The organism is Streptomyces roseochromogenus subsp. oscitans DS 12.976 (assembly GCF_000497445.1).
GTDB lineage: Bacteria > Actinomycetota > Actinomycetes > Streptomycetales > Streptomycetaceae > Streptomyces > Streptomyces oscitans.
In genome coordinates, this window is sequence record NZ_CM002285.1 from 2,442,596 (window position 1) to 2,457,561 (window position 14,966).

9 protein-coding genes and 1 pseudogene are annotated in these 14,966 nt (G+C 73.1%); 2 read left to right on the plus strand and 8 right to left on the minus strand.

The window, feature by feature from the left end; all coding sequences use genetic code 11:
- Positions 1-347: 347 nt before the first annotated feature.
- Positions 348-2,567, plus strand: coding sequence for an anthranilate synthase component I (locus M878_RS60485; RefSeq protein WP_023546233.1), 2,220 nt, complete (start codon positions 348-350; stop codon positions 2,565-2,567).
- Positions 2,568-2,721: 154 nt separating this feature from the next.
- Here the strand turns inward: M878_RS60485 and ispG are convergent, their stop codons facing one another.
- The 4 genes from ispG to M878_RS60505 are packed head-to-tail and all read right to left on the minus strand — an operon-like array spanning position 2,722 to position 7,890.
- The gene (gene ispG / locus M878_RS60490) at positions 2,722-3,879 is read right to left on the minus strand and encodes a flavodoxin-dependent (E)-4-hydroxy-3-methylbut-2-enyl-diphosphate synthase (RefSeq protein WP_023546234.1); all 1,158 of its coding nucleotides are present in this window, start codon (positions 3,877-3,879) and stop codon (positions 2,722-2,724) included.
- 35 nt (positions 3,880-3,914) lie between these two features.
- A complete protein-coding gene (locus tag M878_RS60495; protein WP_023546235.1) occupies positions 3,915-5,744 on the minus strand; it encodes a 1-deoxy-D-xylulose-5-phosphate synthase in 1,830 nt (609 codons plus the stop codon).
- A 56-nt stretch (positions 5,745-5,800) separates the two neighbouring features.
- The gene (locus tag M878_RS60500) at positions 5,801-6,874 is read right to left on the minus strand and encodes a polyprenyl synthetase family protein (RefSeq protein ID WP_023546236.1); all 1,074 of its coding nucleotides are present in this window, start codon (positions 6,872-6,874) and stop codon (positions 5,801-5,803) included.
- Entirely contained in the window at positions 6,871-7,890 is a 1,020-nt protein-coding gene (locus M878_RS60505; RefSeq protein ID WP_023546237.1) for a 4-hydroxy-3-methylbut-2-enyl diphosphate reductase, read from the minus strand. Before M878_RS60505 ends, M878_RS60500 begins: the two co-directional genes overlap by 4 nt.
- A gap of 511 nt (positions 7,891-8,401) precedes the next feature.
- Between M878_RS60505 and M878_RS97440 the strand changes: the two genes are divergently transcribed.
- Complete coding sequence (locus M878_RS97440) at positions 8,402-9,316, plus strand: tyrosine-protein phosphatase (RefSeq protein ID WP_023546238.1); 915 nt, start codon at positions 8,402-8,404, stop codon at positions 9,314-9,316.
- Positions 9,317-9,426: 110 nt separating this feature from the next.
- Here the strand turns inward: M878_RS97440 and M878_RS60515 are convergent, their stop codons facing one another.
- From M878_RS60515 to M878_RS47550, 4 genes and pseudogenes are all read right to left on the minus strand, one after another.
- A complete protein-coding gene (locus M878_RS60515; protein WP_023546239.1) occupies positions 9,427-11,892 on the minus strand; it encodes a PEP/pyruvate-binding domain-containing protein in 2,466 nt (821 codons plus the stop codon).
- A gap of 304 nt (positions 11,893-12,196) precedes the next feature.
- The gene (locus tag M878_RS60520) at positions 12,197-12,940 is read right to left on the minus strand and encodes a thioesterase II family protein (protein ID WP_023546240.1); all 744 of its coding nucleotides are present in this window, start codon (positions 12,938-12,940) and stop codon (positions 12,197-12,199) included.
- On the minus strand, positions 12,937-14,487 hold the full coding sequence (locus tag M878_RS60525) for a benzoate-CoA ligase family protein (protein ID WP_023546241.1): 1,551 nt from the start codon (positions 14,485-14,487) through the stop codon (positions 12,937-12,939). The genes M878_RS60520 and M878_RS60525 overlap by 4 nt, the downstream gene beginning before the upstream one ends.
- Positions 14,484-14,966, minus strand: a pseudogene (locus tag M878_RS47550) (hypothetical protein); the annotation flags it as partial. The pseudogene M878_RS47550 and the gene M878_RS60525, both read right to left, overlap by 4 nt.

Below are 14,966 nucleotides of genomic sequence, written 5' to 3' on the forward strand. Positions count from 1 at the left end.
CTCCTGCGGAGCGGATCGAGCGCTCACTTCCCCCACCTTCCGAAGTAACGGACAGACATGAACAGGGAAGATATTGTCCGCCGCGCCCATTCCGCCAACCCGGCTGTGCAACTGCGGAAATCGCTGCTCCGTGTGCCTCGCCACGCACTTGAAAACGGCGGATTGTCACCCGATCATGAATCACTTCAGGATTCCGGGCCGTTGTCCGATGCTCGCGCGCGCAGAAACCTCCTCAGGTTTTCCCGACGTCACAGGCGGGCCGTGTGCCCCGCCCTTCGCACCCTCGCCGAGCCGTGGTCCGGCCGATCCGACGACCAGGTAGATCCTTGCAGCGAAGGTGAGTTCGCATGTCTTCTCTCGACATCACGGGCGTGCCCACGGCGGCCCCCGTCGATCTTCGGTGGTCCACCGCTTCCGGGGTGGAGGTGAGACTGACGGCCTGCCATGCCGGCAGCGCCCAGGCCGTGCGCGCCAGGCTGGAGACGGCACTCGACGAGCGACGCGGAATGCTGCTGTTCCGCGGCCATGACCGGGTGCTCGGCTATGTCGACCCGCCACTCGAACTGTCGGTCGAGTCGACCGAGTTGACGGTCCGGGCGCTCAACGACCGGGGCCGGGTGCTGATCCCCGCGCTGCGGACGGTGCTCGCCGGACACCTGCTCCTGGAGCCGGGCACGAACGACACGCTGCGTGGCCGGGCCCGTCCCACGAGCGGCGTCTTCGCCGAGGAGGACCGCACCCGCAACGCGGGGGTGTTCGGCGCAGTCCGCGCCGTACTGCGCGGCCTGTCGGCGTCCGAGGACTCGCTGCTGGGCCTGTACGGCGCCTTCGGATACGACCTGATCTTCCAGGTGGACCCGGTCGAGCGGCACCAGGAACGGCGCACGGGGGACCGCGACCTGGTCCTGCATCTGCCCGACGAAATATGGGAGTTGGACCTGCGGCAGGACCTGGCGGTGCGTCACCGCTACGACTTCACGTTCGCAGGCGCGGACACCGGGGGGCTGCCGCGCACCTCGCCCGTGCAGCCGTTCGTCCCGGGTGCGCCCCTGGCGGCGCGCGACCACGCTCCCGGCGAGTACGCGCAGGTGGTCGCCAAAGCCATGCCGCTGTTCCGGTCGGGCGACCTGTTCGAGGTGGTGCCGAGCCAGGTCTTCCGCCGGCCCTGCCCCACCCCGCCGTCCGACGTCTTCCGCCGGCTGCGGCTGCGCAACCCCGCGCCGCACAGCCTGCTGATGAACCTCGGGGAGCGGGAGTACCTGGTGGGCGCCTCCCCGGAGATGTTCGTGCGGGTGCGGCACGAACCGGGCGCCGAGGGCAATCGCTCGGTGATCGAGTCGTCCCCGATCAGCGGCACCATCGCACGCGGGCAGGACGCGCTGGAGGATGCGCGGCGCATCCGCGAACTGCTCGGCTCGGTGAAGGAGGAGTCGGAGCTGACCATGTGCACCGACGTGGACCGCAACGACAAGGCCCGGGTCTGCGAGCCGGGGTCCGTCGAGGTGGTGGACCGCCGGCGCATCGAGATGTACTCGGCGCTCATCCACACCGTGGACCGCGTCCGCGGTGTGCTGCGGCGCGACAGGGACGCCCTGGACGGCTTCCTCGCGCATCTGTGGGCGGTCACCGTCACCGGCGCGCCGAAGCTCGCGGCGGTGGACTTCATCGAACACGCGGAGCGTTCGCCGCGCCGCTGGTACGGCGGCGCGGTCGGGCGGCTGGGCTTCGACGGCACCCTCGACACGGTGCTGACCCTGCGGACGGTGCACATCCTGGACGGGGTCGCCGCGGTGCGGGCGGGTGCGACGCTGCTCCACGACTCCTCGCCGGAAGCGGAGGAGGCGGAGACCGAGCTGAAGGCGCGGGCCCTGCTGGAGGTCCTGGACGAACCCGCCGTACGGCCCGCGCCCGTGACGCGGGTCCGGGCGCGCGGTGTGGGCGCGGGGGTGCGCGTGCTGATGGTGGACCACCGCGACTCCTTCGCGCACTGCCTCGCCGACCATCTGCGGCAGACCGCCGCGGAGGTCACCACCTTCCGCAGCGGCAGCCATCTGCCCGTGCTGCGCGAACAGCGACCGGATCTGCTGGTGCTCTCCCCCGGCCCCGGGCGTCCCGAGGACTTCGGCATGGCCCGCACGCTGGCCGAGGCCGAGCGGCTGGGTGTCGCGGTGTTCGGAGTGTGCCTGGGCCTGCAGGGAATGATCGAGTACTGCGGCGGCACCCTGGACGTGCTGGGGCGACCGGTGCACGGCAAGCCGTCGGCCGTACGGGTCACCGACCCCGGGTCCCGGCTGCTGGCCGGGCTTCCCGAACAGTTCGAGGTGGGCCGCTATCACTCGCTGTACGCCCCGGTCGACTCGGTGCCCGCGGAGCTGCGGGTGACCGCTGCCACGGAGGACGGGGTGACGATGGCCGTGGAGCACCGTGAACGGCCATGGGCGGCCGTGCAGTTCCATCCGGAGTCCATCATGAGCGCCCGAGGCGCGGCGGGGCGGCGGATCGTGGACAACGCGGTGTCGTCGCTGACCGCCGCGACGCTCCGGCAGACCGGCGCCGCCCGTCCGTGACCGGACCCGCCCGCACGACACTCGGCCCCGCCGGCATGTGCCCGGCGGGGCCGAGTGTCGTGCAACCCGTACGCCGAAGGGCCCGTCGGGATTCCTCCCGGCGGGCCCTGGTCCGCGCCTGTGTCGGGCGGGTCTTCGGCTTGTCAGGCGTGGTTCATGTCCCGACCGTGACCACCTCCGGTTCCCCGGCCTCGGTGGTGGTCTCGGCGAGGCGCAGTGCCTCCTCGATGAGGGTTTCCACGATTTTCGACTCGGGGACGGTCTTGACGACCTCGCCGCGGACGAAGATCTGGCCCTTGCCGTTGCCGGAGGCCACCCCCAGGTCGGCCTCCCGGGCCTCCCCCGGTCCGTTGACCACGCAGCCCATGACGGCGACGCGCAGCGGTGCCTGAAGGCCCTCCAGGCCGGCGCTGACCTCGGCGGCCAGCTTGTAGACGTCGACCTGGGCGCGGCCGCAGGAGGGGCAGGAGACGATGTCGAGCTTGCGGGGCCGCAGCCCGAGCGCTTGCAGGATCTGGGTGCCGGCCTTGACCTCCTCGGCGGGCGGCGCCGACAGGGACACCCGGATGGTGTCCCCGATGCCCTGCCGGAGCAACGCCCCGAAGGCCACCGCGGACTTCACGATGCCCTGGAAGGCCGGGCCGGCCTCGGTGACGCCGAGGTGCAGGGGGTAGTCGCACCGCTCGGCGAGCAGCTCATACGCACGCACCATGACCAGCGGGTCGTTGTGCTTGACGGAGATCTTCAGGTCGTGGAATTCGTGCTCGGCGAACAGGCTCGCCTCCCACAGCGCGGACTCGACCAGCGCTTCGGGTGTCGCCCTGCCGTGCTTGGCGAGCAGGCGCCGGTCGAGGGAACCGGCGTTGACGCCGATGCGGATGGGGGTGCCGTGCTCCTTGGCGGCGCGGGCGATGTCCTTGATCCGGTCGTCGAACTTCTTGATGTTGCCGGGGTTGACCCGGACCGCGGCGCAGCCCGCCTCGATGGCGGCGAACACGTAGCGGGGCTGGAAGTGAATGTCGGCGACGACGGGGATCTGCGCCTTGCGGGCGATCTGCGGCAGGGCGTCGGCGTCGTCCTGGGACGGGCACGCCACCCGCACGATGTCGCAGCCGGCCGCGGTCAGCTGGGCGATCTGCTGGAGGGTCGCGTTCACGTCGGCCGTCGGGGTCGTCGTCATGGACTGCACGGAGACCGGTGAGCCGCTGCCCACGCCGACCTTGCCGACCCGGAGTTGGCGGGTCGGGCGGCGTGGGGCGAGGGGTTCCGGCAGTGTCCGGGGTGTCTGGGGCATGCCGAGGGAGACCGTCATGATTCCTTCTTCTGGTCAACGGGCGGGACGGCGGGTCAGTGAGCCGGGTGGCCGGCGGCGGGTGCGGGCCGGCCCTGCCGCGGTACGGCGTCGAGGGCGGCCAGTTCCTCGGCGAGCGTGCGGGCGATGTGCCGGCTCGTCAGGCCGCTGCCGGCGAGCACGTCCCCGCGGGCGCCGTGGTCGGGGAAGTCCTGGGCGATGCCGAAGGTGCGTACCGCGGCGGTGGCGCCGTGGTCGCAGAGGGCCTGGGCGACGGCGGCGCCCACACCGCCGACCCGCCCGTTGTCCTCCACGGTCGCGACCATCCGGTGTTCGCGGCCTAGTTCCAGCAGGCCCGACGGCACCGGCTTGACCCAGCGCGGGTCGACGACGGTGACGCCGAAGCCGTGTCCCGCGAGCAGGTCGGCGGTCTCCAGGCAGGTGGTGGCCATGGTGCCGACGGCGACCAGCAGGACGTCCGGGTGCTCGGCCCGGCGCAGGATGTCGACACCGCCGCAGGAGTCGAGGGCGGGGATGTCCTCGCCGACGCTGCCCTTGGGGAACCGTACGACGGTGGGGGCGTCGTCGACGGCGACGGCCTCGCGCAGCGCCCGTCGCAGGGTGGCTCCGTCGCGTGGGGCGGCCACGCGGAGGCCGGGGACGAGCTGCAGCAGCGACAGGTCCCACATGCCGTTGTGCGACGGCCCGTCGTCGCCGGTGGCGCCTGCCCGGTCGAGGACGAAGGTCACGGGCGCCCGGTGCAGGGCGACGTCCATCAGGACCTGGTCGAAGGCCCGGTTGAGGAAGGTGGCGTAGAGGGCGACGACGGGGTGCAGTCCACCGAGGGCGAGCCCGGCTGCCGAGGTCACCGCGTGCTGTTCGGCGATGCCCACGTCGAAGGTGCGCTCCGGATGGCGCTCGGCGAACCGGCTCAGCCCGGTCGGGGCGAGCATGGCGGCGGTGATCGCCACCAGGTCCGGCCGCTCGGCGCCCAGTTCGGCCAGCTCGGCACCGAACACGTCGGTCCAGGAGGGCCGTTCGCGGCGGGCCGGAGCCGCTGCGGCCGGCTGGGCACGCACGGCGTGGAAACGGTCTGCCTCGTCCTGTTCGGCAGGCCGGTGGCCGCGGCCCTTCTCGGTGAGGCAGTGCACCACCACCGGCCGGCCGAGCCGCTTGGCGCGGGTCAGGGCCGACTCCAGGGCCTCGATGTCATGGCCGTCGACCGGGCCGAGATAGGCCAGGCCCAGTTCCTCGAAGAGACCCCGCGGGCCGAGGTGGCCGGCATCGGCGCGGGGGCCGGTGCGCAAGGCTGCCAGATGGTCGGCGAGGCCGCCGACGGTGGGGGCGTAGGAGCGTCCGTTGTCGTTGACGACGACGACCAGGGGGCGGTGCTTCGCGGCGGCGATGTTGTTCAGCGCTTCCCAGGCCATGCCGCCGGTGAGGGCCCCGTCGCCGATGACGGCGACGACGCTGCGGTCGGTGCTCCCCTGGATCTCGTACGCCTTCGCCAAGCCGTCCGCGTAGGAGAGCGCGGTAGAGGCGTGGCTGTTCTCGATGACGTCGTGGGCGGACTCGGCGCGGCAGGGGTATCCGGACAGGCCGCCGCGGCGGCGGAGCGTGTCGAATCCGGCGGCCCGGCCGGTCAGGATCTTGTGCACGTAGGTCTGGTGACCGGTGTCCCACAGGATGCGGTCGCGCGGTGAGTCGAAGACCCGGTGCAGGGCGATGGTGAGTTCCACCACCCCGAGGTTGGGGCCCAGGTGACCGCCGGTCCTGGTGACCTTCTCCACCAGGAACCGGCGGATCATCGCGGCCAGTTCGGTCACCTCGGCCCCGGACAGCGCGCGCAGGTCCGCCGGCCCGGTGATCTCGTCAAGCTGTGGCAAGACGCCTCCTTCGTCGTGTCGTCGCGTACCGCGCGGGTCCACGGCGCGTGGGTGTGTCAGTGGTCCCGGTAGGCGACCCGGTGTGCCATCTCGGTGAGTTCGCCTCGCCAGTCCTCGTCGATGGGTGCCTGGTGCAGCACGTCGACGGCGGTGGTGACGAGGTGGTCGATCCGTTCCTCGACCTCGGCCCGGACGCCACTGTCGGTCAGCAGGCGGCGCAGTTCGTCGGCGTCGGCCGCGTGGATCCCGCCGTCCGCGGGCAGCACCAGGGCCCGGACCCGCGCGTCGCGCCGGACGGCGAGGGCGAGCAGCAGGGTCATCTTGTGCTGGGCGAAGTCCAGTCCGGCCGGTTTGCCGGTGATCTCGCCGTCGCCGAACGCGTCGATGAGGTCGTCGCGCAGCTGGAAGGCCTCGCCCAGAGCCCGTCCGTACGCCTCGAACGATGCGGCGAGGTCCGGGCGGCCTGCGAGCAGGGCGCCGATGGTCAGCGGCCGGTGGATGGAGTAGTGCCCGGACTTGCAGACGGCGATCCGGCGGGACGTCTCCGGGTCGGGGTCGTAGGCGGCCGCGACCGAGACGTCCAGGAACTGTCCGACCAGCATCTCGGACTTCAGCCGGGACCATTCGTCGAGGACGGGCCGGGAGAATCCGGCAAGGAGCTGGTCCGCGTAGGTCAGGGCGAGGTCGCCGGCGAGGATCGCCGCGTTCTCACCGTACCGTTCGGAGCTTCCCCGCCAGCCCGCCCGGCGGTGCTCAGCGGCGCGGGCGACATGGAGGGTGGGCAGGCCGCGGCGCCGGTCGGACTCGTCGAGGACGTCGTCGTGGATGAGCGCGGACACGTGCAGCAGCTCCAGGGCCGCGCCGAGGCGAGCCGCGGCGGGGTCGTCGGGGCTGCCGCCCGCGAGCAGGAAACCGGAGGCGCAGAACGCGGGCCGCAACCGCTTGCCGCCGGCCGCCACGAGGTCGCCGATCGCGTCGAGGAGGACCAGCGCCTGCGGGGCGTCGTCGGCCCAGCGGGCGCGCTCCTCGGCGAGCAGGGCGGCGACGGCGCGTTCGACGCCGTCCAGGATCGTGGCGCGCGCCTCTTTGAGAGCGCGGGCGGCGGGCGCGGAACACGTGGTTGTCGTCATGGCTTCTCCTCGGCCAGGGGCGTGCTGGGGACGCGGTCGCCGGCGGTGGTCGCCAGCCGTGCGGGCAGGGCGAAGACCACGTCCTCGCTGGCGCCCCGGTCAGTCTCGACGCCGGTGTAGCCCAGTTCGGTGAGCCGCTCGGCGAGCCCGCGGACCAGGATCTCGGGGGCGCTGGCGCCGGAACTGATGCCGACGGTGGTGACAGACTCCAGCCAGCTCTCGTCCAGGAAGGTGACGTCGGGCACCAGGTGGGCGCGAGCGCCGTGTTCCCGGGCGACCTCCACCATCCGCACGGAGTTGCTGGAGTTGACGGAGCCCACGACGAGGACGAGGTCGCTGCGGCGGGCGAGGGCCTTCACCGCGTTCTGGCGGTTCTGGCTGGCGTAGCAGATGTCGTCGCCGTGCGGGCCCACGAGGTCGGTGAACCTGCGGCGCAGCGCGTCGACGACGCGTGCGGTCTCGTCCAGCGACAGGGTCGTCTGGGTCAGGTAGGCCACGGGGGCGTCGTCGGGCAGGTCGAGCCGTTCGACGTCCTCTTCGGTCCCGACGACCAGGGTGCGTTCGGGTGCCTCGCCGCGGGTGCCCTCGACCTCCTCGTGGTCGGCGTGGCCGACGAGCAGGATGGTGCGGCCGTCGCGGGCGTAGCGCACGGCCTCCTGGTGCACCTTGGCCACCAGCGGGCAGGTCGCGTCGATGACGTCGAGTCGGCGCTCGGCCGCGGCGCGGCGTACGGCCGGGGAGACGCCGTGGGCGGAGAAGACGCAGACCGCGCCCTCCGGCACCTCGCTCTCGCTGTCGACGAACCGGGCGCCGCGTTCGGTGAGTTCGGCGACCACGTGGTGGTTGTGCACAATCTCCTTGCGTACGTAGACGGGCGGTCCGTACAGGTCCAGGGCCCGCTCCACGATGCCGACGGCCCGTCGTACCCCGGCGCAGAAGCCTCTCGGCTCGGCCAGCACGATCCGCCGGGTGCCGGAGTCTTCGTCGGGTGCTGTCTGCGTTTGCTGGGATCCCACGGGTTTCTTCCTTCCAACAGGCTTGCCGGGGGCGGGTACGGGCGGGCCACACAGGGGCCGGCCGGAATGCGCTGTGCCCGGGAACGTCTCGCCGGGCGGCTGGGCGGGCAGGTCCGCCGGGCGGCCGCGCAAAGGACGCCGAGGTACCGGCCGCACGGTGCGCGGCCGGTACCTCGTCAGGCTGCAGTCCCGGCCCCCGGACCTGACACGTCCCGTCCGGGCGGGGCATCGACTCCGGAGGGAACGCGGGGGTGCCGGGACTTCGCGGCTGAAGAATAGGCCGAACGGCCCGGCGGGCCCACGGTGTTCAGCTTCGGCAACCCTTCGCCACCTGTCGTACACCGTGCAACTGCCGGGAATTCACACTTGCTCAGTCGCTCCGGCAGACAAAAGCGATCTTCCTCGTATTCTTTCGGGACCCCGGCGCCGAGTCCGCTGCGTGGGGCTCCGGCCAGGACGTGAGTCGAACCGTCCGCCGGAACGCTCACTTCCGATTTTTGAGGTCACTTCCATGAACTCTCACCGTCGTCCGCCCGCCCTGCGTCGCGTCCTGCTCTGCGCGGCCCTGGCCTCCGCCACGCTGCTGGCCGGCCCGGTCGGCGCCGTCTGCCTGCCCACCGCCCCGGTCGCCGTGGCGCGCGCCCAGGACTCCGCCGTCACGGTCGCGGGCGTGCTCAACTTCCGTGACGCGGGCGGCTATCCGACCGCCTTCGGGCCTCGGATGCGCACCGGTGTGCTGTACCGCTCGGGCGCACTGCAGAACGCCACGGACGCGGGTGTGCAGACGCTGTCGGACCTGCACGTCACGAAGGTCGTCGACTTCCGCACGGACGCGGAGCGGACCGCCGCCCCGGACCGGCTCCCGGCCGGCGCGTCGGCCGCTCTGTACCCGGTGTCGTCCACCGACCGGCTCCAGTCCTTCGGCCAGCTGCTGTCGATGACGGCGGACGAGCAGCAGGCCCTGCTGGGCGACGGCGGGGCCGAGGAGATGATGCTGCAGACCGCGCGGGAGTTCGTGACGGTGCCCGGCAAGCGGGAGCAGTTCGGCAAGGCGCTGCGCGACATCGCCGACGCCCGGGGCGACGACGCCGTCCTGGTGCACTGCACCGGCGGCCGGGACCGCACCGGCTGGCTGATCGCGATCGTACAGACACTGCTGGGCGTCTCCCGTGACGACGTGTTCGCGGACTACCTGCGCTCCAACACCGAACTGGCTTCCTGGAAGCAGGGCGTGCTGCAGCAGCTCGCCGCCGGCGGTATGCAGGATCCGGGTCTGGTCGAGCCCCTCCTCGATGTCGACGCCTCCTATCTGCAGGCGTCGTTCGACCAGGCGCAGCAGTCGTACGGCTCCTTCGACGCGTTCGTGCGCGACGGTCTCGGCATCGACGACGGGACCCTGGCGCGACTGCGCGCACGGCTGCTCTGACCGCGGCGGATTCGCCACAGGGGTGCGGCTGAGCCCCCGCGGGAAGCCGGACAGGAAAGTGCCCTGCCCCCCGGGGGATGTAGGGGCAGGGCACGGCCGGTAAGCGGCGGTTACTGCTCGTGGATCTCCACGACACCGCTGCTGCCGTCGACGGTGACGAGCATGCCGTCCCGAAGGATCTGGGTGGCGTTGCCGGTGGCCAGCGCGGCCGGGATGCCGTACTCGCGGGCGATGATCGCCGCGTGCGACAGCGCGCCGCCCGTGTCGGTCACCAAGGCGCCGATGCTCGGGAAGACCACCGACCACACCGGCGAGGTGATCGGGCAGACCAGGACGTCACCGGCCCGGATCTTGTCGAACTCGCCCTCGCTGAGCACCACACGGGCCACACCGGTGTAGCGTCCGGCCGATCCGGGCACCCCGCGCAGCCGGCCGCTCTCTCCCTGGCGGGGCGCGGGTGAGACGCCGCCCATGTGCTGCATCGTCCAGGCGAAGCCGCCCATCGTCTCGCGGACCTCGGCCGGCAGGGCGTCCATCGACGGCGGCGGGCCGGGCCGCTCGCCGAAGCTGTCCGCGCCGGGGTTCTGCAGCGCCCACCGGTGCTCGCCGCGCCGCCGCGTGACGGTCTCGCGGACGTCCCGGGACTCCAGCAGGGCCTGGCGGAGTTCCTCGACCTCCAGGAAGAACGCATGGTCGGCGCGGTCCAGCAGACCGCGCCCGGCGAGCCGGCCGGCCGCCTCCAGGGCGGCCCAGCGCAGCAGGGCGTTGGGCGCGCTGACGGTCCAGTACTCGTTGTCCTCGCGGACCGGGTAGGCGCGTTCCGCTCCGGCGAGCAGTGCGCCGAAGCGCTCGGCCTCGGCGCCGCCGGCGAGTTCGGCGTGTGCCTTGGCCACCGCCTCCCGGCGGGCCTGCTCCACCGCGCCGCCGCTGTGGTCGAGGGCGGCGTCCTGGCCGAGCTGGTCGCGCAGCAGGGAGAGGATCAGTTCGGGCCGCTCCGCCAGGGCGGGGTTGGCCAGTTCGTACTGGAGAGCGCGGCAGCCGTACTCGCCACGGTACGTCTCGAAGGCGGCGGCGAACTCCTGGTCCGTCTCCAGCAGGGTGCGCAGGGCGGCCAGGTCGGGGGTCCCCTGCAGCCGCTGCCGGGCCGTACGGGCCAGCTCGGACATGGCGAGCGCGGGGCCGGTGCTCTCGGTGGACAGGCCGGTCAGCAGCTCGAAGACGCGGCCCTGTTCCCAGCCCAGCGTGCCCGTCGTGAACAGGCCGAACCGGCCCAGCGCGATGGACACCGCGCCCAGCAGCCGGAAGTGCACCTCGGTGCCGTCCCGGTGCAGCGCGCGGACCTGGGCGAGGTGCTCGGCGAGCGCCTCGTCGGACAGGGCGGTCACATCGACGCGGCGCAGTGCGTCGATGCGGTCGGCGAAGCGCGGCCTGATCTCCTCCAGCCATTCCTCGATCACCTGGCCTGCCAGGTCCTCGCGGACGGCGGCCACGCAGGTGGCGATGCGGGCGGGGGCGTCGGCCGGACTCAGCGGCAGGGTGGCCATGTAGCGCCAGCCGCCGATGGTGGCGAAGGCCAGTCCCTTGAGCAGGAGGCCGAACTGGGCGCAGACGCCTTCGAGGACGGTGTTGTTGTAGTCCAGCAGCTCCCGGGTCATCGGCAGCAGCGGCAGCGGCGCGTGCGTGGTGTCCTTGGCCCAGAAGCCCCGCGGGGCGTTGACGGGCACGGGCACCGGTTCCGGCTCGGGGTCGGCGATCGCGGTGATGGGCCGGCCCTGAAGGAGGTGGAGACGGCCGGCGGCGCGCGCCCACTCGATGTCGGTCGGGCCGCCCAGGACCTCGGCGACCCGCTCGGCCAGCGTGGCGATCTCCTGCGCCTGTCCGGCGGTCAGGGCGCCGTGCCGGCCGGCGGTGTTCACCGGGGTGCCGGTGCCGCCCGCGGGGACGGCCCAGTCGTCCGGGGACACCTCACCGGACACCAGCTGTTCGCCGATGCCGCGGACCGCGCTGACGAGGACCTCGTCGCGGGCGCCGGTGACCGGGTTGACGGTGAAGGCCACCCCCGCGGTCTCCGCGGGCACCAGCCGCTGCACCAGGACGGCGAGCGGAGCGTCGCCCTCGGCGCCGGCGGCGGTGCGGTAGCCGCGGACCACCTCGGTGAAGCCGGACGCCCAGCACGCGCGGACCGCCTCGTCGAGAGCCTCCGCTCCCTCGACGTCGAGGATCGTCGTGTACTGCCCGGCGTGCGAGGCATGCGCCCCGTCCTCGTCGATGCCGGAGGAGCGGACCGCGAGGGGGCCGTCGAGACGGCGTGCCACCTCCTGGACCGCGGCGCGGATACCGGCGTCGAGCGGGCTCCCGGCGACCGTCTCGGCCGTCACCTCCGCCAGTTCACGCACATGACGGACCATGGCCCGGGCAGTGACGACGTATCCGTCGGGTACGGGAAAGCCCGATCGCCGCAGCTGCGCCAGTACTGCGGCCTTCGCGCCGACCTCGGCGCGGTCCAGGGCCCGGGGGTCGTCCAGTGACACCACGAGCGGTGCCGCGTCTGTGTTGTCGTTCCTGTCGTTGCTCACTCGGCTCTCCTCGCGAGGACGTGATGTGGTTCTTCCGCCCCCTGCCGGGTGCGCCCGGGCAGCGGGCTGGTGGTGGGCCGGCGCGGGCACGGGCGGTGCCCGACGGGCCGGGGGCGGCGGGCCGGACCGCCGACGGTTTCGGGGCGCGTGCCGCAGCGTACAAAACGGACCGGTCGGCCGAAAAATTGTTCAACTTGCACACCCGGACGGGCTGTTCACCCGCCCGGCGGCCCGGCCGCGCCCCGCAGACGGTCCGTTTTGTCCGCACGAGCGGTCCGTTTCTACGCTCCGGCCGCCTGTCCGTTCAGCCGGCGGCGAGGGTCGGCGCGGGGTGCGCCGTGACCTCACGGCTGATCTCGACCAGTGCCTGTGCCGTCTCGGCGGGCCGCTCCAGGACGTACATGTGGCCGCCCTCGACCAGCCGGGTCGACCGGGGTGTGAGGACGTCGCCGAGCCGGGCCAGGGCGGCGGGCGGGCACGCCACGTCGTCGGTGCCGCCGAGCAGATGCAGCGGGGTGTCGAGCGGTTCGGGCGCCCATCCCCGTCGGTCCAGCAGCGCCAGGTCCTGGCGCAGGTTGGGGACGAGGAACCGCAGCGCGAAGTCCTCGGACGTGTTCAGGTCGGGCAGCATGCCCTGTCGGGTGGCCTCCCGGAAAAGCGCCCGGTCGTCCAGCTCCAGCAGTCCGGCCGGGGAGTGGTGCGGCCGGGGCGGTGCGGAGAGCACCAGGTGCAGGCTCTCGGAGGGCGGCGCGGCCCGCAGCCAGGCCATCCGGTGGGCCACCGCGGCACCCAGGCTGTGCCCGAGCACCAGGGCCGGTTCGCGCAGGTCCGCGGCGAGCAGGCCGAGGTAGAAGGAGGCCAGAGCGTCGAGGCCGGCGGGTCCGGGGGCGAATCCGGTCGGCGGCTGTACGGCGGTGACCCGCCAGTCGCGCGGGATGTGCCGGGCCAGCCGGACGAAGGAGCGGGCGGATCCGCCCGCGAAGGGCAGGCAGACCAGGTGGAAGCCCCGGCCCTCCTGCAGGACGACCCGTTCGGGACCGGCTCTCATGTCTGTCCTTCCATCTCGCGCCGACGGATGAGGAATCGGGCCGTCTTCCCGGTGGACGTCGTGGGCAGGGCGTCGGTCAGACGGACGGTGTGGGGGCGTTTGAAGGGCGGCAGGGTGCGGCGCAGCGCGGCCAGCACCTGTCCGCGCAGTTCCTCGCCGACGCCGTCCTCGGGCACCACATGGGCCACGATCCGGACGACGTCGTCCTGGTCGGGTACGCCGACCACGGCGCAGGAGCCGACGCCGGGGACGGCGAGGACCGCGTCCTCCACCTCGGAGGGGAGGATCTTCATCCCGCCGACGTTGAGGATGTTGTCGGAGCGGCCGAGGTAGACCCAGCCGTGCTCGGGGTCGTGGGTCATGGTGTCGCCGGTGTGCACCCAGCCGTCCCGGAAGGTCTCGGCACTCAGGTCGGGGCGGTTCCAGTAGCGGTCGGCGACGCTGGGGCCGCGCACCCGCAGATGACCGATGCCGCCCTGTTCCAGCGGGCGGCCCTCGTCGTCGCAGACCTCGGCCTCGAAGCCGGGCACCGGGATGCCGGTGCTGCCTGCCGGAGAGACCCCGGGCACGGTGGCCAGGAAGATGTGCAGGCACTCGGTGGAGCCGAGACCGTTGACGACAGTGAGGCCGAGGGTCTCGGTCAGCCGAGTGCTGAGCTGGGGGCCGAGGTGCTCCCCCGCCGACACGGCGAGTCGTACGGAGGACAGGTCCAGCCGCCGGGCGGCGTCGGGCATGGACAGCAGGGCCGCGTACAGCGTCGGCACGGCGAACAGCAGGGTGGGCCGGGTACGGGCGACCAGACCTGCCACGGCGTGCGGTTCGAAGCGGCCGGCGAAGAGCACGGCACTCGCGCCGACCGAGAAGGGCAGCAGGAGCGAGTTTCCGAACCCGTAGCCGAACGGCAGCTTCGCCGTGGACAGCACCCGGTCCTCGCTGGTGATCCCGAGGTGCCGGCCGAAGGTCCGGGGGAAGGCCAGCAGACCCCGGTGCAGGTGCACCACGCCCTTGGGGCGCCCGGTGCTGCCGGAGGTGTACTGGATCAGTGCGGGGTCCCGCCCGTCCCGGGCGCGCACCGTCCACAGCGGGGTCGCTCCGGTGGTGGCCTCCGCGAGAGAGGTGACCGGCCCGGCGCCCGGCCCCGCGCTCCACACGCGCACGTCCGGCGCGTGTTCGGTCAGCTCCCGGGCCAGCTCGCCCTCGGCGTCCTGTACGACGACGGCGCGAGGGCCGCAGTCGGCCACGACTTCGCGCTGGTCGTCGAGCGGCAGCATCGGGCTGACCGGTACGGGCACGGCGCCGAGCCGCATCGCGGCCAGCACGCACGCCACCGCGTCGACGCCGTCCGGCAGCACGGTCACCACGCGGTCGCCCGGCGCGATGCGGGCCTCTGCGAGGACGCGGGCCGTGCGGCACACCCGTTCGTGCAGCCTGCTGTAGGTCAGCTCCCCTTCCTTGGTGACCAGGCTGACCCGGTCGCCGTTGCCCGCGCTCAGATGGCGGTCCAGGTACCACCAGCCGGCGTTCGTCGCCGTCTCGGGCCCGTTCACGCGGCCTCCCCGGGGTGCGGGGCGGGCGGGCCGACGAGGACGGCGGTGGCGCTGCCGCCGCGGTCGACGCCCAGGCACAGGGCCAGCGGTCCGATCGGGGCGGCGGGCGCGTCGCCCCGGTCCGGAGCCGCGGGCACGACGCCTCGGGCGAGTGCCTCGACGGCCACGACCACGGCCACCGCCCCATCGGCGCCACCGCAGTGTCCGGTGGCCGCCAGGGGGTCGCACACCGGCAGCTTGGGGCCGAACACGGTGTCCAGGGCCATGCGCACGGCTGTCCCGGCGACGGCGTCGCCGCCGGTGACGGTGACGGCGCAGCCCACCTCGGCCGCGAACCGGTCCGCCGTGCGCAGCGCGTCGAGGACCGCCTCTTCGGCCGCCCGGGCCAGGGCGCGGGACGCGTCCGGGTCGGTGTCGGCGGGTTCGGCGGTGACCTGGCAGGTGCCCAGCATCCGGGCGAGGTGGGGCTCGGTGGCGCC

What these genes read in the sequence shown, in the direction of transcription:
- M878_RS60485 (WP_023546233.1), top strand. Translation starts at nt 348, where the DNA reads ATGTCTTCTCTCGACATCACGGGCGTGCCCACGGCGGCCCCCGTCGAT.
- ispG (WP_023546234.1), bottom strand. Translation starts at nt 3,879, where the DNA reads ATGACGGTCTCCCTCGGCATGCCCCAGACACCCCGGACACTGCCGGAA.
- M878_RS60500 (WP_023546236.1), bottom strand. Translation starts at nt 6,874, where the DNA reads ATGACGACAACCACGTGTTCCGCGCCCGCCGCCCGCGCTCTCAAAGAG.
- M878_RS97440 (WP_023546238.1), top strand. Translation starts at nt 8,402, where the DNA reads ATGAACTCTCACCGTCGTCCGCCCGCCCTGCGTCGCGTCCTGCTCTGC.
- M878_RS60520 (WP_023546240.1), bottom strand. Translation starts at nt 12,940, where the DNA reads ATGAGAGCCGGTCCCGAACGGGTCGTCCTGCAGGAGGGCCGGGGCTTC.